Below are 21574 nucleotides of genomic sequence, written 5' to 3' on the forward strand. Positions count from 1 at the left end.
CCACTAACAATAGAAAGGAACAGTACCTTGTTCAAGACCATACTTCATCATCATGCCTCATCGTGCTCCGACTGCCAAAAGCTCTGCTGCACGAAGATCGAGGACTTCTCGGTCAAGATCGGCCGGCTGACCATCTTCGACCACGTCAACATCCACATCCATTGCGGCCAGCTCACGGCGCTCATCGGGCCGAACGGCGCTGGCAAGAGCACGCTTCTCAAAGCCATCCTCGGCGAGGTGCCGCATACAGGCAAGCTCCACTACGTCGATGCGAAGGGCAAGCACACGGGTCATCCCGTCATCGGCTATGTGCCGCAGTATCTGCGCTTCGACGTGAGCTCGCCGACGAGCGTCATGGATATCTTCATGGCCTGCCTGACGCGGCGCCCCGTCTGGCTCTGCTCGGCGAAGTCCCTGCGGCCGCGCGTCCTGAAGAGCCTCGAGCGCGTGCGCGCCGCGCACCTCATCGACCGCCGGCTCGGCGCGCTGTCGGGCGGCGAACTCCAGCGCGTGCTCTTAGCGCTCGCGCTCGACCCGATGCCGGACCTCCTGCTGCTCGATGAGCCAGTCTCCGGCGTCGACCAGAACGGCCTCGAGCTCTTCTACGAGATCGTCGCGGACCTGCGCGAGAAGGAGGACATGGCCATCATCCTGATCTCGCATGACCTCAACATGGTCGCGAAGCACGCCGACCAGGTCGTCCTGATGAACAAGGGCGTCGTCATGAGCGGTACGCCGGAGGAAGTCTTCGCCGACCGGCGCACGAAGAAGATCTTCGGCATGCTGGCGGGCGAGTCGGCGCAGGAAGCGGCGACTCGCCCGCCAGCGGGTGCCTCGGATGGGGCAGAACGTGCAGATGATGAAGAGAAGGGGGCGCATGCGTGATGGATATGATCTACAGCTTGATGACGACACTCCTGCCATTTGACTGGCTCAGCAGCAACTTCATGAAGAACGCCTTCCTGGCCGTGCTGCTCGTCACGCCGCTCTTCGGCCTCATCAGCACGATGGTCGTCTCGAACCGCATGGCGTTCTTCTCGGATTCACTCGGCCACGGCGCCTTCACGGGCATCGCCATCGGCGTGCTCTTGGGTTCTGTCTCGCCGCTCTTGTCTCTCGTCGTCTTCTCCGTCGTCTTTGCTCTCTTCATCACCTACATCAAGAACAAGAGCACGGCTTCGACGGACACGATCATCGGCGTCTTTTCGGCGACGGCCATCGCGCTCGGCCTCATGATCATGAGCCACGGCGGCGGCTTCAACAAGTTCTCCTCGTTCCTCATCGGCGACATCTTGTCGATCACACCGGATGACCTCTCGGCGCTGGCCGTCGTCTTCGTGCTCGGCCTCATCGCCTGGGGCCTGCTCTTCAACCAGCTGCTCGTGCTCTCCATCAATTCGTCGTTCGCGCGCAGCCGCGGCATCCCCGCGTTCTGGATCGAGAGCGCCTTTGCCTCGCTGCTCGCCGTCGTCGTCTCCATCAGCATCCAGTGGGTCGGCATCCTGATCATCAACGCGATGCTCGTGCTGCCGGCGGCCGGCGCGCGCAACATCGCCAACAACGTCAAGCAGTATCATCTCTTCTCGATGCTCATCGCGATGTTCTCGGGCTTCCTCGGCCTGATGCTCGCCTATTACTTCGACATGGCCGCCGGCGCGACGATCGTCGTGATCTCTTCGGTGCTGTTCTTCCTGACGCTTCTGCTGAAGCCGTACTTCAGCCGCTGAAGCTGGATATTATCCGTTCACTGGGGGCAGACAGGACGCGGGATATGTGGTAGGATAATAGGTAATGTTCATATGACACAGGAAGGGGATTCCAGAATTGAAGACGACGATTATCGGCATTGCGGGCGGCACGGGCTCGGGCAAGTCCACATTCACGAACCGGCTCAAGGCGCATTTCGGGGACAGCGTCACGGTCATCTACCACGATGACTACTACAAGGCACACGACGACATCCCGTTTGAGAAGCGCCAGTACATCAACTACGACCATCCGGACTCGCTCGAGACGGACCTGCTCGTCGAGCACCTCAAGGCACTGCGCGCGGGCAAGAGCATCGAGTGCCCTGTCTACGATTTCACGCGCCACACGCGCTCCTCGAAAACGAAGGTCATCGAGCCGAGCCATGTCATCATCGTCGAGGGCATCCTGATCTTCCAGGACGAGCGCCTGCGCGACCTCTTCGACATCAAGATCTTCGTCGAGGCCGACGCCGATGAGCGCATCCTGCGCCGCGTGCTGCGCGACATGAACGAGCGCGGCCGCGACCTCGAGAACATCATCAGCCAGTACCTGACGACGGTCAAGCCGATGCATTACCTCTACGTCGAGCCGACGAAGAACCTCGCCGACATCGTCATCAACAGCGGCCTCAACGACGTGGCCTTCGACATCATGAAGACGAAGATACAGGACATCCTCGCAAACGCAGAGTCCTGACATCTGGATATGAGAAAAGCAGCCTGCCCGAAAGGGAAGGCTGCTTTTCTGCATCATGGGCAAATCGAATCTTGCCAACAAAAAACCGCTGCAAGAGCAGCGGTCAATCTTTCAGATGGTGCGCTCGGGCAGAGTCGAACTGCCGCTTTCGGCTCCGGAGGCCAACGTCCTATCCACTGGACTACGAGCGCGATTCGTTCACTGGGAACAAAAAATAGTATATCATGAAACGCACTCGCTTGTCAATTTGAGATGCGCGGCGTCAGGGGTCCGTGCGCATGCCGCGGCCTCTGCTGCGGCCGTTCTCGATGAAGTCGCAGACGTGATCCGTCAGCGCGGCGAGCGCGAAGTAGAAGAGCACGCAGATGGCGAAGATTGCGAGCGGTGCGGCTGCGACCATGATAGCGATCTCAAGGATGTGGTAATCCACGCGCAGGCGGATGTACTCGCAGAGGAATGCGGCGAGTGTGATGAGCAGGTAGCCTTTTGCCCAGTCCATTCTAGTTCTCCTTTCTGTTGGTATGCCGGTCCGTCGGCCGGCTACTTGCATGAAACGTCGAATCTGTCTTTTGAAAACGTTTTCATTATAGCACGGAGTCCCTCGATGGCAAGGACAAAATGGCGATTTTTGAGCAGTGCGATGAAGAAAAAGCAAGTAAGAAAAAACCGCCCGGTCAGTACGCGCGATACGGACGGGCGGTCTTGTGGCATTATCACCGCTTGTGGTTCTTGAGGAAGTTCTCGATGCGCGCGAGCGCTTCGGAGATCTTATCGATGGACGTTGCGTATGAGCAGCGCACGTGGCCTTCGCCGCAGGCGCCGAAGGCGGAGCCCGGGATCAGGGCGACGTGCTCGGTTTTGAGGAGCTCTTCGGCGAACTCGTCGGAGGTGTAGCCCGTGCTCGTGATGTCCGGGAAGATGTAGAACGCGCCCTTCGGCTCGAAGCACGGCAGGCCCATCTTCGTGAAGCCGTCGTAGATCAGGTGGCGGCGGCGGTCGTACTCGGCGACCATCTTTTTCATGTACTTCTCACCGTGGCGCAGCGCCTCGATGGCGGCAATCTGGGCCGTGATCGGCGCGCAGAGCATCGTGTACTGGTGAATCTTCGTCATAGCGCTGATGAACGCCTTGTTGCCGAGCGCATAGCCGATGCGCCAGCCCGTCATCGCGTAGGCCTTCGAGAAGCCGTTGAGGAGGATCGTGCGCTCCTGCATGCCGGGCAGCGAGGAGAAGCAGACGTGCTTCTCGCCGCCGTACGTGAGGTCGCCGTAGATCTCGTCGGAGATGACGATGAGGTCGTGCTTCTCGGCGAAGGCGGCGATAGCGAGGAGGTCCTTGCGCGTCATGATGGCGCCCGTCGGGTTGTTCGGGTAGCCGATGAGCAGCACCTTCGTCTTAGGCGTCACGTGCTCCTCGAGCTCGTCTGGCGTGATGCGGAACTCGTTCTCAATCTTGGCCGGCACGGCGACGGGCTTGCCGCCCGCGAGGATCGTGCAGGCCTGATAGGAGACGTAGCACGGCTCCGGGATGAGGACTTCGTCGCCCGGCGCGAGGATGGCGCGCATGACGAGGTCGAGCGCCTCGCTGACGCCGACCGTCACGAGGATGTCCGTGTCAGCATCGTAGGAGCAGTCGTACTCCTGCTGGTAGTGCTTGGCAATCTCCTCGCGCAGTTCGGGCAGGCCGCGGTTAGCCGTGTACGAGGTGTAGCCCTGCTCGAGGCCGTAGACGCAGCTCTCGCGGATGGACCACGGCGTGACGAAGTCCGGCTCGCCGACGCCTAACGAGATGACGTCTTCCATCTTGGCGGCGATGTCGAAGAACTTGCGGATGCCGGACGGGGCGATGGCGTTGACGCGCGGCGAGAGGCGCTCCTGCCAGTCAGTTCTCTTCTCGATCATGGTGTCACCACCAGTCTGCGGTCGCGCTCTTCGTCGTTGATGATGACGCCGTCCTTCTTGTAGGGCTTGAGCATGAAGTGGCTGCGCGTCTGCGTGACGCCCTCGATCGTGGCGAGGCGCGTCGCGACGAAATTCGCGACATCCTTGAGGGATTTACCCTCGATGATGACGAGCAGGTCGAAGCTGCCGCTCATGAGGTAGACCGTGCGGACCTCATCGAAGCGGTAGATGCGCTCCGCGATGGCGTCGAAGCCAACCTCGCGCTGTGGCGTCAGGTTGATCTCGATGACGGCCGTCACGGTGTCCGTGCCGAACTTCTCCCAGTTGATCAGCGTGTTGTACGACAGGATGATCTTGTCCTTCTCAAGCTTCTTGATGTCCTGCTCGACTTCATACTCGCTGCGGTGCAGCATCGAGGCCAGCTCGTTGACCGGCCGGCGTGCGTCGTGCTCGAGGAGCTCCAGCAATTCTTTCATGTAAAATCCCCCTTGCTGTTCGGAATCTGTGTGAAACATCGTGTGAAATCAATTCGTAGAAATCAGAATAATTATATCATATCTGTATCGTGAGGAAAAGCAAGAATGAATCCTGAGACAATCCGTTCCACTCGATAGAGACAAATGGCGAATGGCATGTGGTCAGGCGTCTCTTTGCGAAAAGATTAGGAAGCCTTCTTGCATCTGCCAACCGTTTTGGGTACAATAAATCTTGAAGAAGAGACAAGCTCTCTTAGACGAAGTGTTCCCGATCTGTTTTGCGTTTGGAGGAAAAAGCACTCATGACGGTAAGAAGAATTTTCGTAGAAAAAAGACAGGGATTCGATATCCCGGCTCAGCAGCTCTGCGACGATCTGAAAGAAACCTTCCATCTCGATGGCCTCGAGGCGGTCCGCATCATCAACCGCTACGACATCGAGGGCCTCAGCGATGAGGAGTACGAGAAGGTCAAGTTCGTCGTCTTTGCGGAGGCGCCTGTTGACAAAGTCTATGAAGAGACGCTGCCAGCATTTAAGGATTCCCGCATGTTTGCTGTCGAGTACCTGCCGGGCCAGTACGACCAGACGGCAGACTCCGCAGCGCAGTGCGTCCAGCTCGTCACGCAGAAGGAGCGCCCGCAGATCGCGACGGCACGCGTCATCGTCCTGACGGGAAAAGTCGACGATGAGACGCTGCAGAAAATCAAGGACTACTGCATCAATGCGGTCGAGAGCCGCGAGGCCTCGCTAGAGAAGCCGGAGTCTCTCGACATGGTCACGGAGGAGCCGGCTGACGTCGAGGTGCTGGATTCGTTCAATGCGATGAGCGAAGAGGAGCTGCATGCATTCATGGATGCGCGCGGCTTTGCGATGAGCTTCGAGGATCTCAAGTTCTGCCAGGAATATTTCCGCGATACGGAACACCGCGCGCCGACTATCACGGAGCTGCGCGTCATCGACACGTACTGGTCGGACCACTGCCGCCACACGACGTTCACGACGGCCATCGACGACGTCACGATCGAGGACGGCTACTTCTCCCCAGCGCTGACGGCTGCCTACCGCAAGTACAAGGAAGACCGCGATACGCTCTACGGCGAGGCGACGGACCGCGCGGTCACGCTGATGGACATCGCCGTCATCGGCGCCAAGGCACTGCGCAAGGAGGGCCTGCTCGATGACCTCGACAAGTCCGAGGAGATCAACGCCTGCAGCATCGTCGTCAAGGCGGACATCGGCGGCAAGCAGGAAGACTGGCTCGTCATGTTCAAGAACGAGACGCACAACCATCCGACGGAGATCGAGCCGTTCGGCGGCGCGGCCACCTGCCTCGGCGGTGCCATCCGCGATCCGCTCTCGGGCCGCTCGTATGTCTACCAGGCCATGCGCGTGACGGGCGCCGCTGACCCGCGCCGTCCGTTCAGCGAGACGCTGCCGGGCAAGCTGCCGCAGAAGAAGATCACGCTCGGCGCTGCCGCTGGCTACAGCTCGTACGGCAACCAGATCGGCCTCGCGACGGGACAGGTCCGCGAGGTCTATCATGAGGGCTACATGGCGAAGCGCATGGAGATCGGTGCCGTCATCGCGGCTGCACCGAAGGAGAACGTCGTGCGCGAGCGCCCGGCAGCCGGTGACATCATCGTGCTCGTCGGCGGCCGCACGGGCCGCGACGGCTGCGGCGGTGCGACGGGCTCGTCGAAGGAGCACACGGAAGAGTCGCTGACGACCTGCGGCGCAGAGGTCCAGAAGGGCAACCCGCCGACGGAGCGCAAGATCCAGCGCCTGTTCCGCAACCCGAAGGTCTCCCGCATGATCAAGCGCTGCAACGACTTCGGTGCCGGCGGTGTCGCCGTCGCCATCGGTGAGCTCGCCGACGGCCTCGTCATCGACCTCGATGCAGTCAAGAAGAAGTACAAGGGCCTCGATGGCACGGAACTTGCCATCTCCGAATCGCAGGAGCGCATGGCTGTCGTGCTCGACCCGAAGGATGTCGAGGCCTTCCAGAAGTTCTCGGATGATGAGAACCTCGAGGCGACGCCGGTAGCCGTCGTCACGGAGCAGCCGCGCCTGATCATGAAGTGGCGCGGCAACGAGATCGTCCAGATGAACCGCGCGTTCCTCGACACGAACGGCGTGCGCCAGCATGTCACGGCTGTCATCGCCCAGCCGGATACGGCGAAACGCTACCTTGCAGAAATCTCGGCAGCCGTCAAGGCCTGCGGTGAGGACCTCCAGAAGGCATGGCTCACGAATCTCCAGGACCTCAATGTCTGCAGCCAGAAAGGTCTTGCCGAGCGCTTCGACTCGACGATTGGCGGCAACACGGTGCTCATGCCGTTCGGTGGCAAGACGCAGCTGACGCCGGCTGAGGGCATGGTCGCCAAGCTGCCGGTACTCGGCGCAGAGACGACGACGGCCACGGCCATGACGTTCGGCCTCAACCCGGCCTTCACGGAGTGGAGCCCGTTCCACGGCGCCCTCTACTCGGTCGTAGAGGCGGCGGCCAAGATGGTCGCACTCGGCGGCGATGCCGCGAAGATCCGCCTGACGTTCCAGGAGTACTTCGAGAGCCTCGGCAAAGACCCGGCGAAGTGGGGCAATCCGTTTGTCGCTCTCATCGGTGCGCTCTGGGCACAGCATGAGCTCGGCATCCCGGCCATCGGCGGCAAGGATTCGATGTCCGGTACGTTCGAGCACATCCACGTACCGCCGACGCTCGCAGCATTCGCGGTCGACGTCATGAAGGCCGATGCAGCCATCTCGCCGGAGTTCAAGCAGGCGGGCAGCCATGTCTACGCTGTGCCGGCCGAGAAGGACGCGCAGGACCTGCCGGTCTTCCCGAAACTGCGCGCAAACTTCGAGAAGATCCGCCAGCTCACGGCGGCGGGCAAGGTCCGCGCGGCGCAGAGCATCGGCGTCGGCGGCATCGCAGCTGCCGTCACGAAGATGACGCTGGGCAATGGCATCGGCTTCGCCTTTGCGAAGGCCATGACGGCAGAGGAACTCTTCTGCGCCGACTACGGCACGATCCTGCTCGAGCTCGCGGACGATGTCGATGTCGCAGCAGCGCTTGCGGACACGGGCGTCTATGAGCTCGGTCAGACGACGGCTGAGCAGGAGATCCGCGTGAACGGCGCTGTCATCCGCATTGCTGAGGTGGAGCAGGCCTACACGACGCCGCTCGAGAAGATCTTCCCGACGAAGACGAAGAAGGTCAGCGGCACGGCGACGTACGTTCCGTACACGAAGGGCAACGGTATCCAGCCGACGGTACACATTGCGCGCCCGCATGTCATCATCCCGGTCTTCCCAGGCACGAACTGCGAGTGCGATTCGGCGCGCGCTTGGGAGCGCGCCGGTGCGACGGCAGAGACGATCGTCGTGCGCAACCTGACGCCGACGGCTGTCGAGGAGACGGTAGACGCGCTCGTTGCTGGCATCAAGCGTTCGCAGATCATCATGCTGCCGGGCGGCTTCTCCGGCGGCGATGAGCCGGACGGCTCCGGCAAGTTCATCGCGGCGATGTTCCGCAACCCGCGTATCAAGGAGGAGGTCATGGAGCTCCTGCAGAAGCGCGACGGCCTGATGATCGGCATCTGCAACGGCTTCCAGGCGCTCATTAAGCTCGGACTCGTGCCGTACGGTGAGATCCGCGACCTCTCGGAGAACTCGCCGACGCTGACGCACAACACAATCGGCCGCCATGCCTCGTGCATGGTCGAGACGCGCGTCATCTCGAACCTCTCGCCGTGGTTCAACAACGTCAAGGTCGGCGACGTCCACACGATCGCCATCTCGCACGGCGAGGGCCGCTTCGTGGCGGATGCCGAGACGGTCAAGAAGCTCCAGCAGAACGGCCAGATCGCGACGCAGTATGTCGATGCAGCCGGCAACCCGTCGCTCGACATCGCCTTCAACCCGAACGGCTCGGTCGACGCCATCGAGGGCATCACGAGCCCAGATGGCCGCGTCCTCGGCAAGATGGGCCACTCCGAGCGTATCGGCGCCTCGGTCGCGAAGAACGTCCCGGGCAACAAGGACCAGCAGCTCTTCGAGGCCGGTGTCCGCTACTACAAATAAGTAGACGATGCACCGCTGGCGTGATAAAATAAAAGAATAGTTGACAAATGCGGTCAGTGGCTACTGGCCGCATTCTTATATCAGGGGGGTATCACTTTGGTTGGTATCGTAATCGTTTCACACAGCCAGAAGCTGGCCGAGGGCGTCAAGGAACTGGCGGAGATGATGGCGAACGACGTGCACATCGAAGCGGCAGGAGGCCTCGATGAGGGGCTGCTCGGCACGAGCTTCGAGCGCGTCAAGGTCGCAATCGAGGATGTCTGCGGCACAGACGGTGCCGTCGTGCTCATGGACATGGGCTCGGCCGTCATGACGGCCGAACTCGCCGTCGAGGAGTGCCGCGACGAGGCTGTGCGCCTCGTGGACTGCCCGATTGCCGAGGGCGCCGTGCTCGCGGCGCTCGCCGCGGCGAGTGGGGCAGGCCTTGACGAAGTCGCGCGCAGGGCAGAGTCCGCGCGCGACATGGAAAAGTTGGAAAAAAGTGGGGAGGCGTGAGCCAGTCACAAACTTCCATTGACAAGGTTGCTATAATGTATAGCTGTAAGAGTATACGTGACAGACACTTGGCGCGTCTGGCGTCTGTCTCGTGTGGGTCCCTGTAAGGCGCGTATCGGGAGGATGAGAACCATCAATTTCCAGGATTTAAAGAAAGAAGACAAGCCGGTGCTGGACCGTCATTTTTCCAGCGGCTACTACGAGAATTCCCATTTCAATTTCACGAACTTCTTCATGTGGCGCGAGCCGTACCATGTAAAGTGGGCAGAAGATGACGGTGTGCTCTACATGACGTGCGAGTGGGAAGGGGAGCTCATGGCCATCCAGCCATTCTGTGAAGAAGAGAAGTGGCCGGAGGCAACGGCGGCCATCATCGCTTACTTCGAGCAGCAGGGCCGTCCGCTCGTCTTCACGGGCATCGAGAAGGCCTATGCGGAGTTCCTCGGGCAGTACGACGGTGCGGATTTCGAGATCGAAGACGATCGCGATAACTGGGACTACGTCTACGAGGCGGAGAAGCTCATCAGCCTCTCGGGCCGCAAGCTCCACTCCAAGAAGAACCATCTCAATGCCTTCCGCAAGATGTACCCGCAGGCGGAGTACCTGCCCATCACCGAGGACATCATCACGGCCTGCAAGATCGAGCTCAACAACTGGTACAAGCTGCGTATCCAGGATGAGCCGGACGACCCCTTCATCGGCTGGGAGCGCAAGGCCATCATGGAGATCTTCAACGACTTTGACTATTTCAAGCTCAAGGGCGGCGCCATCCGCCTCGACGACCGCATCATAGCCTTCACGTTCGGCGAGGCGCTCAATGCCGACACGGCCGTCATCCACGTCGAGAAGGCTGACCCGAACATCCGCGGCGCTTACCCTGCCATCAACCAGGGCTTCGTCGAGCACGCCTGGAGTGCGATGACCTATATCAACCGCGAAGAGGACATGGGCCATGAGGGACTGCGCAAGGCCAAGGAATCGTACAAGCCGTTCAAGATGATCGAGAAATTCAATGCGCGCCGCAAGTGATTGACCTTGCAACATGCGTTTGGATTCGCTACAATGAAGATGCAAGACGTGAGTTGAATCTGTGTAAGATCGAATCATTATTAGGGGAGGTATTTTTATGGCAAAGCGTTTTTTCAGATGTGAGAAATGTGGGAACATCGTCGGGCTCATCAAGGACGCTGGCGGCCCGCTGAGCTGCTGCGGCCAGCCGATGACGGAGCTCATCCCCAATACGGTCGATGCGGCTGCTGAGAAGCATGTGCCGGTCATCACGCTGGACCGCGAGGGCGGCGAAGTGACGGTCCAGGTCGGCACGGTCGCGCATCCGATGCTGCCGGAGCACTTTATCGAGTGGATTCACCTCGAGACAGAGAACGGCGCGCAGATCAAGCACCTCAAACCGGGCGATGCGCCGGAGGCCGTCTTCATGCTGGCGGGCAGCGATAAACCCGTCGCTGCGTTCGCTTACTGCAACCTCCATGGCCTCTGGAAAGCGGAATTCCACGAGGATTGAGTACATCAGAGTATAAAGAGAGAGGAAGGATTCCCGAGTGAATCCTTCCTCTTTTTTCGTGCTGCTTTTATGCAATTGTATCAGCGCGCGCCGCATGTCCCCGTGACGGCCTGGCAGTCTTCTGTGCGGTTCGTCAGGCCGAGCGCTGCGATCATCGCCATGTCCTCTTTGATGGTCGTGCCGGATGTCGTGAGCATGTTGCCCGTGATCGAGGCGGAGGCACCGGCCCGAAGCGCCGTGGCGCCGTTCTCGGGCAGCAGCTTGCGGCCCGCGGCCAAGCGGATGTTGGCTGTCGGATTGATGTAGCGGAAGAAGGCAATCGTGCGCAGGATGTCAGCGGCTGGCAGCTGCGGGCGTCCTTCCATGCCCGTGCCGGGGATCGGCATGAGCGCGTTGATCGGGATGGACTCGATGCCGAGCTCTGCGAGGGAGACGGCCATGTCGAGGCGGTCCTCCCAGGTCTCGCCCATGCCGATGATGCCGCCCGAGCAGACGCAGAAGCCCTCTTCCTGCGCCATCTTGATGGTCCGGATGCGGTCGTCGTAGGTGTGCGACGTGCAGATCTGCGGGAAGAAGTGGCGGCTCGTCTCGATGTTGTGGTGGTAGCTCGTGACGCCGGCTGCGTGCAGGCGGCGCAGCTGCGCGCGCGTCAGCAGGCCGTGCGAGGCGCAGAGGTCGATGTGGCAGGTCGCGCGCATGGCCTCGTAGGCCTCGATGGCCCGGTCGAAGTCGCGGCCCGCAAGCGCGCGGCCCGAGGTCACGATGGCGAAGCGGTTGGCACCGGCCGCCTCGTTGGCGCGTGCGTGCGCGAGGATCGTCTCCTGGGGCAGGAAGCCGTACTCCTCGATGCCCGTGTGGTGGCAGGCCGCCTGCGCGCAGTACTTGCAGTTCTCGCCGCAGTGGCCGCTGCGCCCGTTGATGATCGTGCAGAAGTCGACGTGTTTGCCGCAGAAGTGGTCCTGCAGCAGGCGGGCGCCCTCCTGCAGCTCGGCGAGCGGCGCCTTGAGGAACAGCGAGAGGTCATCCCCGCGCTTGATGCGGTAGCCCGCAATGATTTTCTTGGCCAGTGACAGACAGCTTGTTTCCGACATGATAAGACCTCGATTCGTATGATGCGTCAGGAGAGACTGGATGATTATGGTCAACATTATACGTCTTTATTGGTTTACCGTCAACCTGAAGCGCTGTAGAGATTTACGAAACGATGGATTTCATTGACAAATCATCTAGGTGTTGTACAATGAAGCTATATCGGAAATTCTATCTCTATATAGTAGAAAGAAGCAGGTGAAGTATTTCTTTGCAGCAGGCATTGGAAAGACAGATTGTCTTTGAAGACCATAAAGAAGCGTACGCGCTGCTCGGGGACCGGGACGAGTTCCTGCAGGTGCTGCGCGAGAATTTTGACTGCCAGTTCATCAGCCGCGGCGAGCAGCTCGAGATCCTCGGCGAGGCCGCTGAGGTCAAGATGGCGGCAACGCTCGTCGAGGAGCTCCAGTATCTCTACCGCCAGGGCACGACGATCACGATGCACGAGGTCCGCTACGGCATCGGGCTCGTGCGCGGCGGCAAGGGCGAGGCGTTGCATACGCTGTTCGGTGACACCATCCTCGTGACCTCTAGGGGCCGCCACGTGCGCCCGAAGACGCTCGGACAGCGCCTCTATCTCGACACGATCCGCCATAATTCCATCACGTTCGGCATCGGCCCGGCGGGCACGGGCAAGACGTACCTGGCCGTCGTCATGGCCGTCGCCGCCCTGCGCAACAAAGAGGTGCGCCGCATCATTCTGACGCGCCCTGCCGTCGAGGCGGGCGAGCGCCTCGGCTTCCTGCCGGGCGACCTGCAGGACAAGGTCGACCCCTATCTGCGCCCGCTCTACGATGCCTTGCAGGACATCCTCGGCCAGGACAGCTACCAGAAGCTCATGGCCAAGGGCATCATCGAGATCGCGCCGCTCGCCTACATGCGCGGCCGTACGCTCGAGGACGCCTTCGTCATCCTCGATGAGGCGCAGAACACGACGGACAAGCAGATGAAGATGTTCCTGACGCGCCTGGGCTTCGGCTCGCGCATGGTCGTCACCGGCGACCTCGGACAGGTCGACCTGCCGCGCGGCGTCGCTTCGGGCCTGCGCGAGGCCAGCCAGGTCCTCAAGGACGTCAAGGGCATCGGTATCGTGCGCATGGCGCCGGTCGACGTCATCCGCCATGATGTCGTCACGCGCATTGTCGAGGCGTACGGAGCCTGGGAAGAGAAAAAGAAGAAAGAGAAGGAGGCTCGCGCCAAGTGAATGTCATCATCAGCAATTATCCAGAAGACCTTGAGGTGCCGCAGGAGTACGTCGCGAATGTGACGGCCGCGGCCCAGAAGGTCGGCGAGCTCTACGGCGTCGAGAACGGCGAGGTCAGCATCACGCTGACCAACAACGCCTACATCCACGAGCTCAACCGCCAGTACCGCGGCATCGACCGCCCGACGGACGTCCTCTCCTTCGCGCTCAATGAGAGCGAGGAGCCGGAGGTCACGGGTGGCGCCGACATCAATGTGCTCGGCGACCTCGTCATCTCGGTGGAGCGCGCGGAGGAACAGGCCAAGGACTTCGGCCACAGCGTCAAGCGCGAGATGGCCTTTCTGACCGTGCACGGCATGCTGCATCTCCTGGGCTACGACCACATGGAGGAAAAGGAGCGCCTCGAGATGGAGCAGGAGCAGCGCTTCGTCATGGAGAAGCTCGGAATCCCGCGCGAATGACGCAAGACGGATACCACATACAAGAAAAGCAAGCTAGAAAGAGAAGTGAAGATATGGAACAGAACGCAAAGCAAGCAAAACATAAGTCGGGCTTCATCGCCGTCATCGGCCGCCCGAATGTCGGCAAGTCGACGCTCATCAACACGCTGATCGGCCAGAAGATCGCCATCATGAGCGACAAGCCGCAGACCACGCAGAACCGCATCCTCTGCATCCTGACGGAGCCGGATGCCCAGATCGTCTTCCTCGACACGCCGGGCATCCACAAGCCGAAGCACAAGCTCGGCGAGTACATGGTCAAGGCGGCAGAGGGCACCTTGAAGGAAGTCGACGCCATCCTCTTCGTCGTCGATGCGACCGAGAAGATGGGTCCGGGCGAGTACTACATCCTCGAGCGCCTGCAGGCGACGAGCAAGCCGGTCATCCTCGTCGTCAACAAGCTCGACCTCATCGAGAAGGAGCAGGTGTTGCCAATCATCTCGCGCTATGCGGACAAGTACCCGTTCGTCGGCGTCGTGCCGATCTCGGCCAAGGCAGAGACGAATCTCGACTCCCTGCTGACGGAAGTCAAGAAGTATCTGCCAGAGGGACCGCAGTACTATCCGGAAGACATGGTCACGGACCAGCCGGAGCGCCTGATCGTCGCCGAGCTCATCCGCGAGAAGGTCCTGCAGCTCACGCGCGACGAGGTGCCGCATGCGGTGGCTGTCGAGACGGATGAGATGACGACGCGCCCGAACGGCGATGTCTACATCCGCGCGACCATCTACGTCGAGCGCGACTCGCAGAAGGGCATCATCATCGGTGCCAAGGGCGCGATGCTCAAGGAAATCGGCGCCCTCGCGCGCAAGGATATCGAAGCCCTGCTCGGCTCGCGCGTCTTCCTCGACCTCTGGGTCAAGGTCAAGAAGGATTGGCGCAACCGTGAAGGCGTGCTCCACAATTTCGGCTTCGGGGTGGAATCGTAATGTCAGAGGAGCATAAGAGCCGCCTCTCTAAGCGCATCTCGCGCCGCTTCGTCAACGGCCTGATCCTGCTCGTGCCCATCGTCATCACGCTGCTCGTCGTCAGTGAGGTGCTGCACTTCACGGAGGGCGTGCTCGGCAAGCATCTGCCGTTCTACTTCCCGGGGCTCGGTATCATCACGGTGGTGCTCGGCATCTACTTCGTCGGCTGGATCTCGTCGTATTGGATCATGCGGCGGATGATCCATTATGGCGAGGTCCTGCTCGGCAAGATTCCCGTCGTCAAGTTCATCTACAACAGCGTCAAGCACCTCTCGACGGCTGTCTTCGAGTCGAACAACATGTTCGACCACGTCGTGCTCGTGCCGTTCCACCAGTCGAAAGCGCTGGGCTTCATCATGGCCGACGTGCCGCCGGTGCTCAAGGAGAAGCTCGGCGACGACTACGTCTGCGTCTTCGTGCCCTGGAGCCTCAACATGACCTCGGGCACGAATCTCTTCGTGCGCAAGCAGGATGTCATCTATCTCGACATCAGCAGCGAGTCGGCCCTGCAGTACATGCTGACGGCAGGCGCCGTCATGCCGAGACGGCTGGCAAACGAGGCAGAGCCGCAGTCGAATCTCTCGGCGGAGGCAGCGGCCGAGCTCGCCAAACAGAAGAAGGGCTGACCGATGGCACTCTATCAGACGGAAGCCGTCGTGCTCGGCTCGAAGAACTGGGGCGATGCCGACAAGATGATGACTTTCTTCACGAAGGAGCGCGGCCTCGTGCGAGCGGCTGCTTTCGGCTGCCGCAGGCCGAGGAGCCCGCTGGCCGGCGGCATGCAGATGTTCTCGTACCTCGACCTGCAGCTCTCAGAGGGCAGGCGCGTCGACACCGTGCGCCAGTGCCTGCTGCGCCGCCACTACAGGAAGCTCAGCGAAGACCTCACGGCGATGGCCTACGGCAGTTTCGTTGCCGAGTTCCTGCGCGAGTTCCTGCCGGAGGGCCAGCCGGAGCCGCGGATGTTTGCCGCACTCTTAGACATCCTCGATGCCTTCGAGCGCCGCAATCCGCGCGTCACGGCCGTGGCGGCCGTCTATCAGCTCATGGAGTTCACGGGCCTGCAGCTTCGCTATGAGAACTGCGTCCACTGCGGCAGGAAGATCGAAGGGGATGCCGCGTTCTCCATGCACGAGGGCGGCGTGCTCTGCAGGGACTGCGCGACGCCGGACGCCAAGGCATTCCCCGAGGAACTGCGCCATTTCATCGTCGGCCTGCGCGACTTTGACTGGCAGCGCGGAGAGCTGCGTCTTTCCTCGGCCAAGCTTATCGCAGCGGAGCAGCTGCTGCTTGCCTACCTGCAGGACCTCTTAGGCCGACCGCTCAAATCGTTGGCCTTCATCCAGCAGCTCAGCATGACGGGCTCATGAATCACTTGTATACAGAAAAAAACGCTCACATCTTTTGGGATGTGAGCGTTTTTTGGTGGAGTCGTGGTAGCTCAGCCGAGCGTCTTGCCTGAGAGCGCCGTCTCCATGAAGGTCTTCTGGGCGCCAATCGGCGTCATGCCCTTGCGGCACGAGGCGCGGACGTACGAGCCGTCGGAGCGCATGAGGTATGCCTTCGTGTTGTCCTTGAGGTACGTCTGCAGGATGGCGTGCAGGCGGTCCTTGTGGTCCTGCTCGCGGATCGGGATCATGAGCTCGACGCGGTTGTTGAGGTTGCGCGGCATCCAGTCGGCCGACGAGATGAAGACGTCTTCGCGGCCGCCGTTGTAGCAGTAGAGGATGCGGCTGTGCTCGAGGAAGCGGCCGACGATGCTGCGGACGTGGATGTTCTCGCTGATCTCCGGCAGGCCCGGGCGCAGGACGCAGATGCCGCGGACAATCAGGTCAATCTTGACGCCGGCTGCCGATGCCTCGTAGAGCTTGGCGATGATCAGGCGGTCGAGCAGGGAGTTCATCTTGGCGGCGATGTAGGCGCGCTCGCCGCGCTTTGCGTGCTCGATTTCCTGATCGATCTCGGCCATGATCGTCTCGCGCAGGTTGAGCGGTGCGACGATGAGCTTGTTCCAAGCCGGCGGATCGGAGAAGCCGGAGAGGAAGTTGAAGAAGCGGGAGCCGTCGACGCCGATCTCGTTGTCGGCGGTCATCAGGCCGATATCGGTGTAGATCTTGGCCGTCGAGCCATTGTAGTTGCCCGTGGCGAGATGGCAGTAGCGGCGGATGCCGTCTTCCTCGCGGCGCACGACCATCGTGATCTTGGAGTGGGTCTTGAGGCCGAGGATGCCGTAGATGACGTGGCAGCCGGCTTCCTCGAGGCGGCGGGCCATGATGATGTTGTTCTCCTCATCGAAGCGCGCCTTGACCTCCATGAGCACCGTGACCTGCTTGCCGTTGCGCGCGGCGTCGGCGAGGGCGGAGATGATCGGCGACTTGCTCGAGACGCGGTAGAGCGTCTGCTTGATGGCCAGCACGGCCTCGTCGTCGGCTGCCGTGCGGATGAAGTTCTCGACCGTCGCGAACGTCTCGTACGGATGGTGGACGAGGATGTCCTTCTCGCGGATGGCCTTCCAGATGTCCTTCGTCTTGCGTGCGGCGAGTTCGATCGACGGCTGCGGCACGAAGGGCTCGTAGCGCAGTTCATCGTAGCCCTTGATGTTGGCGAACGAAGAGAAGAAGGCGGCGCCGAGCGGACCGTCGATCGTGTAGACGTCGAGGTCGTCGAGCTCGAGCTCCTTCTGGAGCGTCTTGCGCGTCTCCTTGGAGGCCGCTTTGGCGATCTCGAGGCGGACGGCAGCGCCTTTGCGGCGCTTTTCGAGGGATTTCTCGACCTCGAGGAGCAGGTCGTCGACGTCCTCGCGGATGTCGAGGTCGGCATCGCGCGTGACGCGGAACGGCGTCGTCTCGAGGATCTCGTAGCCCGTGAAGAAGCGCTCGGCGAAGTAGCTCAGGATGTCTTCGAGGTAGAGGTAGTGCTGGAGCTCTGGCACCTTGATGAGGCGGCCGAGAACGGAGACCGGCACCGGTAGGATGGCGAGGCGGACTTCCTTGTCCTCAGGGCGCTTGAGGTGGACGGCGAGGTTGAGGCTCTTGCTCGTCAGGAAGGGGAAGGGGTGCGAGGGATCGATGCCCATCGGCGTGACGACCGGGAAGATCTCGCGCTCGAAGAACTCGGTCAGCCAAAGCTCCTGCTTGGCGTCGAGGTCCGTCGGCTGGACGAAGCGGATGCCGTGTGCCGTGAGCTCTTTAAGCGTCGCCTTGAGGCAGCGGTCGATGTCGTGCATCTGGTCGTGCGCGATGCGGCTGACGGCGTCCATCTGTCCCTGCGGCGTCAGGCCGCTGATGTCGTGGTGCTTGACGCCGCTCTCGATGAGGTGCTTGAGGCCGGCGACGCGGATCATGAAGAACTCGTCGAGGTTGGAGCAGTTGATGGCGATGAAGCGCAGGCGCTCGAGCAGGGGATTGTCCTCGCAGGTGGATTCGCGCAACACGCGCTGGTTGAAGCTCAGCCAGGTGCACTCGCGGTTTAGGTAGTATTGACGGTCATTGAAGTCCATGTTCATTTCCTCCTTAAGACGGGCTCGATGCCGAAGATCTCGCGGAACAGCACTGAGGCTTGTGCGAAACTCCAGCGGATCAGCGAGATATCGTATTCTGACGTGTAGTTGACGTAGAGTTTTTCCTTGACGAGGCGCACGGAAAGGTCCTGGATGCGGCCGCTGTGGCCCTGGTCAAGGGCGTCGGCAAGGCGCAGGATCGCGCAGCACTTGTCGGCGATGATCTTCTGGTCCTGCGTCAGGCGCTGGTAATGCACGTCCTTCTTGCCGGGGTTGTCGCGGTGGTAGTAGTAGCTGATGCAGGCGATGACTTCCTTCTCGGCGTCCGTGATGCCGAAGATGTCCGTGCCCATGATGATCTGCCAGGAGTGCAGCGGGTAGTTGCGCAGGTTGACGAACTTGCCCGTCTCATGCAGCAGTGCGCTCATGCGCAGCAGCAGGCGGTGGCGCGTCGAGAGGCCGTGCACGCGGCGCAGCCCGTCGAAGAGCTTCGTCGCGTACTCGTCGATGCGGCTGATGTGCGGCAGGTTGCAGTTGTAGCGCATGGCCGTGCTGCGCGCGAGGTCGAGCAGCAGGTCGGCCTGCTCGGAGATGGCGCTCGGGCTGATGCGCTGTGCGCCGCACCAGGCGGCGTAGCCGTAGAGGAAGGTCGTGTTCATGACGAGGATCGTGTCGATGTTGAGTGTGCGCACGACTTCCTCGTAGAGCAGCAGCGTCGGCAGCAAGAGCTGAGCCCGGCGCTCGCTGATGTCGAAGACCTGCATGAGCTTGTGCGCCGTCAGCGGCATCAGCGATTCCATGATCTGCAGGAATTCCTCCGGTGCGATGACAGCGGGGTACTCTGCCGCGCTGCCCAGCAGGTGCGAGACGAGGATGCGCGCCTCGAAGCCCGTGAGCACGAGTGTGTGGATGTCCGCATGCTCGATGCGGGGCCAGAGCGAGGAGAGCGAGGCGTGCAGGTAATCGCGCACGGCCGACGGGAACATGACACTGACGCGCTCTTCCTCGGTGAAGTGCTCGAGGACGCTGAGGCGCCCCCCAGTGACGTTCGTCTGGAAGAGCAGCGTGCTGTCCTGCCAGCCCGTGAAGCCGAGGCCGCCCGATGTGACGTCGAGCAGCAGCGTCGGCTTCGTGCCGACCTGCTCATTCTTTTTGAGGAAGTGGTGCAGCGCGAAGAACTTGTAGTAGACTTCCTCCGTCATGTCGGCGACGTGGAAGCGGAAGCCCGTGCGCATGTAGAGGAGGTCGAGGATGCCGAGGCGGTTCTCCGCCTCGCGCACGACGGTCGTGGCAATCGGGTAGACCTCGGAGACGCGGTAGTCTAAGAGGAGCTGCCGGAAGCCCTGCAGGATGGTGCTGAGCGCATGGATGGACGCGAAGGAGAGGCGGTGCGTGCGGAAAACCTCCTCGCCGAGCGGCAGCTCTTTATTGGCGGAATCGATGACCTCGATCTGTGTCGGAGAATGATATTTCACAATGGCCATGCTCGTGTGGATGGAGCCAATGTGGATGATGCCGAATGTCGATGTTTTCTTCATGCCATAACATCCTTTCTGGAATGGGAGAGGCTCTGGGCAGATGAGCCTGTTTCTTATTATAGGGAGCAAGCAGCAGGACTGCGTTGCTATTTCGTAAATTTTTTGTTAATACCCTATATTATACAGCATCTAACGGAAATTTTGAATTGTCTTGAAGCATCGCGCCTGAATTGATATACTGGAAGAAAGTGCAGGAATCGCGAAAGAATGATAGACTGCAATACAGAGTAAGGGAGCGTTCGTTTATGGAGAGAGTGGCAATCATTGATATGGGGTCGAATTCGATCCGCTTCATCGTCATACAGGTGGCCGACAATAAGTCCTACCGTCTCGAGTACCAGCAGAAGGAGGCCATCCGTCTCGGCCGCGGCATGTCGGAGACGGGCAGGCTCAATCCGGAGGGTGTGGAGCGCGCCATGGCCTGCCTCCATGTCTACAAGCACATGATGGAGGTCCTGCAGGTCACGAAGTGCATCGCGGTCGCGACGGCGGCGGCGCGCAATGCTGCGGATGGCGAGGCATTCATCGCGCGCATCAAGCAGGAGACGGGCATCGACATCGAGGTCATCTCGGGCGAGCGCGAGGCGTACCTCGGCTACCTCGGCGTCGTCAACACCATCGACGAGCGCAACTACCTGCAGTTCGACCTCGGCGGCGCTTCAATCGAGGTCTCGCTCGTGCGTGACCGCAAGATTGTCGAGTCGGTCTCCGTGCCGATCGGCGCCGTGACGGTGACGGATGCCTTCAACCTCGCCGACAAGGTGACGGGCGCGGCCGTCGAGCGCTGCTGTGACTTCGTGCGCAAGAAGTACGAGGAGATGATCCCGTGGGCCGAGGGGCTCAATCTGCCCGTCATCGGCGTCGGCGGCACGGTCCGAAACCTCGCCAAGATGGACCAGGCCCAGACGAACTACCAGCTTTCACGCATCCACAACTACATCATCCCGCGCCGCCGCTTCGAGGAGATGTACACGAGCATCGTCAAGTCGAACCTCTCGAGCCGCAAGCGCATGAAGGGGCTCTCGTCGGAGCGCGCCGACCTCATCGTGGCGGGCGGCATCATCATCAACACACTCATGCAGTTCACGGGCGGCCAGAACATCATCGTCTCGGGCTGCGGCCTGCGCGACGGCGTCTTCTTCGAGTACTACGGCGAACAGTACGGCTACGGCGAGAAGGCCGAGAAGGGACCCATCGTGCCGAACGTGCTGCGGGAGAGCGTGCACAACTACCTCTTGAGCGCCGACCACCGCATGGAGCACCTCGAGCGCGTGCGCAACCTCGCGCTGAGCCTCTTTGACCAGCTCAAGCGCTCACATGGCGCGACGCGGCGCGACCGCAGCCTCCTGGAGGTCGCGGCCTGGCTGCACGACTCGGGCAAGGTCGTCAACTACTACGATCATGCGCGCCATTCGGCCTTCATCATCGCGCATGCGCCGCTCTACGGCATGCGCCAGCTCGAGCAGCTCAAGGCTGCGTTTATCGCGGGCTTCCACCACGGCATCAGCAACAAGATCATGCGCGCCTACCGCTATGCGATGATGCTGACGCAGGCCGACTGGAAGAAGGTCCGCCAGCTCGCGCTGCTCCTGGCCCTCGCTGAGGCGGCCGATGTGACGTACGAGGGCGTCGTGCACAAGATCGACGTCGCCGACGACGAGGAGGCCGTCGTGCTCTCGCTGCGCGGCAAGAAGGGCGAGGACCACAGCGCAGCTGAGTTCGAGATGAAGTCGTACTGCAAGCAGTTCAAGAAGGAGTACGGCAAGCCGCTGATCATCATGTGGCAGAAGAACTGAGGTGCGGACCTGGTTGACAAGTCACGTGACTTTTGCTAGACTCGTAGGTAGCAATGAGGAAG

Annotated in this window: 19 protein-coding genes and 1 tRNA gene; 13 read left to right on the top strand and 7 right to left on the bottom strand. The window is 61.1% G+C overall.

The window, feature by feature from the left end:
* The first annotated feature begins 27 nt into the window (after positions 1 to 27).
* From MITSMUL_RS08570 to udk, 3 genes are all read left to right on the top strand, one after another.
* Entirely contained in the window at positions 28 to 885 is an 858-nt protein-coding gene (locus tag MITSMUL_RS08570) for a metal ABC transporter ATP-binding protein (protein ID WP_005841814.1), read from the top strand.
* The gene (locus MITSMUL_RS08575) at positions 885 to 1727 is read left to right on the top strand and encodes a metal ABC transporter permease (RefSeq protein ID WP_005841816.1); all 843 of its coding nucleotides are present in this window, start codon (positions 885 to 887) and stop codon (positions 1725 to 1727) included. The genes MITSMUL_RS08570 and MITSMUL_RS08575 overlap by 1 nt, the downstream gene beginning before the upstream one ends.
* A gap of 97 nt (positions 1728 to 1824) precedes the next feature.
* Positions 1825 to 2445 carry a uridine kinase gene (gene udk, locus MITSMUL_RS08580; protein ID WP_005841817.1) on the top strand — a complete coding sequence of 207 codons (621 nt, stop codon included), beginning with the start codon at positions 1825 to 1827 and terminating at the stop codon, positions 2443 to 2445.
* A 116-nt stretch (positions 2446 to 2561) separates the two neighbouring features.
* Here udk and MITSMUL_RS08585 read toward each other — a convergent pair.
* From MITSMUL_RS08585 to MITSMUL_RS08600, 4 genes are all read right to left on the bottom strand, one after another.
* Positions 2562 to 2636 (bottom strand) — tRNA-Arg (locus tag MITSMUL_RS08585).
* Between the two features lie 71 nt (positions 2637 to 2707).
* A complete protein-coding gene (locus MITSMUL_RS08590) occupies positions 2708 to 2944 on the bottom strand; it encodes a hypothetical protein (RefSeq protein ID WP_005841819.1) in 237 nt (78 codons plus the stop codon).
* Positions 2945 to 3158: 214 nt separating this feature from the next.
* The gene (locus MITSMUL_RS08595) at positions 3159 to 4346 is read right to left on the bottom strand and encodes a pyridoxal phosphate-dependent aminotransferase (protein ID WP_005841823.1); all 1188 of its coding nucleotides are present in this window, start codon (positions 4344 to 4346) and stop codon (positions 3159 to 3161) included.
* Complete coding sequence (locus tag MITSMUL_RS08600) at positions 4343 to 4822, bottom strand: Lrp/AsnC family transcriptional regulator (RefSeq protein WP_036373605.1); 480 nt, start codon at positions 4820 to 4822, stop codon at positions 4343 to 4345. Before MITSMUL_RS08600 ends, MITSMUL_RS08595 begins: the two co-directional genes overlap by 4 nt.
* 302 nt (positions 4823 to 5124) lie before the next feature.
* Here MITSMUL_RS08600 and MITSMUL_RS08605 point away from each other — a divergent pair, with 302 nt between their 5' ends.
* The 4 genes from MITSMUL_RS08605 (at position 5125) to MITSMUL_RS08620 (ending at position 10918) form a co-directional block, all read left to right on the top strand.
* The gene (locus MITSMUL_RS08605) at positions 5125 to 8901 is read left to right on the top strand and encodes a phosphoribosylformylglycinamidine synthase (protein ID WP_005841828.1); all 3777 of its coding nucleotides are present in this window, start codon (positions 5125 to 5127) and stop codon (positions 8899 to 8901) included.
* A gap of 96 nt (positions 8902 to 8997) precedes the next feature.
* Positions 8998 to 9396 carry a dihydroxyacetone kinase phosphoryl donor subunit DhaM gene (gene dhaM / locus MITSMUL_RS08610; RefSeq protein WP_005841830.1) on the top strand — a complete coding sequence of 133 codons (399 nt, stop codon included), beginning with the start codon at positions 8998 to 9000 and terminating at the stop codon, positions 9394 to 9396.
* Positions 9397 to 9519: 123 nt separating this feature from the next.
* A complete protein-coding gene (locus tag MITSMUL_RS08615) occupies positions 9520 to 10425 on the top strand; it encodes a DUF2156 domain-containing protein (protein WP_005841831.1) in 906 nt (301 codons plus the stop codon).
* Between the two features lie 97 nt (positions 10426 to 10522).
* Positions 10523 to 10918: a desulfoferrodoxin family protein gene (locus tag MITSMUL_RS08620; protein ID WP_005841832.1), complete on the top strand. Its 396-nt coding sequence runs from the start codon at positions 10523 to 10525 to the stop codon at positions 10916 to 10918.
* A gap of 80 nt (positions 10919 to 10998) precedes the next feature.
* Here the strand turns inward: MITSMUL_RS08620 and bioB are convergent, their stop codons facing one another.
* Entirely contained in the window at positions 10999 to 12009 is a 1011-nt protein-coding gene (bioB, locus tag MITSMUL_RS08625) for a biotin synthase BioB (protein WP_040636108.1), read from the bottom strand.
* 209 nt (positions 12010 to 12218) lie between these two features.
* Here bioB and MITSMUL_RS08630 point away from each other — a divergent pair, with 209 nt between their 5' ends.
* Genes MITSMUL_RS08630 through recO form a run of 5 tightly spaced genes read left to right on the top strand, consistent with a single transcriptional unit; the run spans position 12219 to position 16049 of the window.
* Entirely contained in the window at positions 12219 to 13211 is a 993-nt protein-coding gene (locus tag MITSMUL_RS08630; RefSeq protein ID WP_005841834.1) for a PhoH family protein, read from the top strand.
* Positions 13208 to 13672 carry an rRNA maturation RNase YbeY gene (gene ybeY, locus MITSMUL_RS08635; protein WP_005841835.1) on the top strand — a complete coding sequence of 155 codons (465 nt, stop codon included), beginning with the start codon at positions 13208 to 13210 and terminating at the stop codon, positions 13670 to 13672. The genes MITSMUL_RS08630 and ybeY overlap by 4 nt, the downstream gene beginning before the upstream one ends.
* 53 nt (positions 13673 to 13725) lie before the next feature.
* The gene (era, locus tag MITSMUL_RS08640) at positions 13726 to 14640 is read left to right on the top strand and encodes a GTPase Era (protein ID WP_040636110.1); all 915 of its coding nucleotides are present in this window, start codon (positions 13726 to 13728) and stop codon (positions 14638 to 14640) included.
* Positions 14640 to 15305, top strand: a complete 666-nt coding sequence (locus tag MITSMUL_RS08645) for a DUF502 domain-containing protein (RefSeq protein ID WP_005841837.1) — start codon at positions 14640 to 14642, stop codon at positions 15303 to 15305. Before era ends, MITSMUL_RS08645 begins: the two co-directional genes overlap by 1 nt.
* Positions 15306 to 15308: 3 nt before the next feature.
* Positions 15309 to 16049 carry a DNA repair protein RecO gene (gene recO / locus MITSMUL_RS08650; protein ID WP_005841838.1) on the top strand — a complete coding sequence of 247 codons (741 nt, stop codon included), beginning with the start codon at positions 15309 to 15311 and terminating at the stop codon, positions 16047 to 16049.
* 71 nt (positions 16050 to 16120) lie between these two features.
* Here recO and ppk1 read toward each other — a convergent pair whose 3' ends face one another.
* Both ppk1 and MITSMUL_RS08660 read right to left on the bottom strand, forming a co-directional pair.
* Positions 16121 to 18178, bottom strand: coding sequence for a polyphosphate kinase 1 (ppk1, locus tag MITSMUL_RS08655; RefSeq protein ID WP_040636112.1), 2058 nt, complete (start codon positions 18176 to 18178; stop codon positions 16121 to 16123).
* Positions 18179 to 18180: 2 nt separating this feature from the next.
* The gene (locus tag MITSMUL_RS08660) at positions 18181 to 19716 is read right to left on the bottom strand and encodes a Ppx/GppA phosphatase family protein (protein WP_005841842.1); all 1536 of its coding nucleotides are present in this window, start codon (positions 19714 to 19716) and stop codon (positions 18181 to 18183) included.
* Positions 19717 to 19985: 269 nt separating this feature from the next.
* On the opposite strand from MITSMUL_RS08660, the gene MITSMUL_RS08665 reads away from it, so the two are divergent.
* Positions 19986 to 21512 (top strand): Ppx/GppA phosphatase family protein, encoded by a 1527-nt coding sequence (locus MITSMUL_RS08665; protein ID WP_248614829.1) that lies wholly within the window; start codon positions 19986 to 19988, stop codon positions 21510 to 21512.
* Positions 21513 to 21574: the final 62 nt, after the last annotated feature.

It is taken from the genome of Mitsuokella multacida DSM 20544 (assembly GCF_000155955.1).
Classification (GTDB): Bacteria; Bacillota; Negativicutes; order Selenomonadales; family Selenomonadaceae; genus Mitsuokella; species Mitsuokella multacida.

Bases quoted from the DNA above. Each gene is read 5' to 3' on its own strand.
- MITSMUL_RS08645 (WP_005841837.1), top strand. From the start codon at position 14,640: ATGTCAGAGGAGCATAAGAGCCGCCTCTCTAAGCGCATCTCGCGCCGC.
- MITSMUL_RS08595 (WP_005841823.1), bottom strand. From the start codon at position 4,346: ATGATCGAGAAGAGAACTGACTGGCAGGAGCGCCTCTCGCCGCGCGTC.
- bioB (WP_040636108.1), bottom strand. From the start codon at position 12,009: ATGTCGGAAACAAGCTGTCTGTCACTGGCCAAGAAAATCATTGCGGGC.
- MITSMUL_RS08605 (WP_005841828.1), top strand. From the start codon at position 5,125: ATGACGGTAAGAAGAATTTTCGTAGAAAAAAGACAGGGATTCGATATC.
- MITSMUL_RS08620 (WP_005841832.1), top strand. From the start codon at position 10,523: ATGGCAAAGCGTTTTTTCAGATGTGAGAAATGTGGGAACATCGTCGGG.
- MITSMUL_RS08615 (WP_005841831.1), top strand. From the start codon at position 9,520: ATGAGAACCATCAATTTCCAGGATTTAAAGAAAGAAGACAAGCCGGTG.
- MITSMUL_RS08600 (WP_036373605.1), bottom strand. From the start codon at position 4,822: ATGAAAGAATTGCTGGAGCTCCTCGAGCACGACGCACGCCGGCCGGTC.
- MITSMUL_RS08590 (WP_005841819.1), bottom strand. From the start codon at position 2,944: ATGGACTGGGCAAAAGGCTACCTGCTCATCACACTCGCCGCATTCCTC.
- ppk1 (WP_040636112.1), bottom strand. From the start codon at position 18,178: ATGGACTTCAATGACCGTCAATACTACCTAAACCGCGAGTGCACCTGG.
- MITSMUL_RS08575 (WP_005841816.1), top strand. From the start codon at position 885: ATGGATATGATCTACAGCTTGATGACGACACTCCTGCCATTTGACTGG.
- recO (WP_005841838.1), top strand. From the start codon at position 15,309: ATGGCACTCTATCAGACGGAAGCCGTCGTGCTCGGCTCGAAGAACTGG.
- MITSMUL_RS08665 (WP_248614829.1), top strand. From the start codon at position 19,986: ATGGGGTCGAATTCGATCCGCTTCATCGTCATACAGGTGGCCGACAAT.
- MITSMUL_RS08660 (WP_005841842.1), bottom strand. From the start codon at position 19,716: ATGAAGAAAACATCGACATTCGGCATCATCCACATTGGCTCCATCCAC.
- era (WP_040636110.1), top strand. From the start codon at position 13,726: ATGGAACAGAACGCAAAGCAAGCAAAACATAAGTCGGGCTTCATCGCC.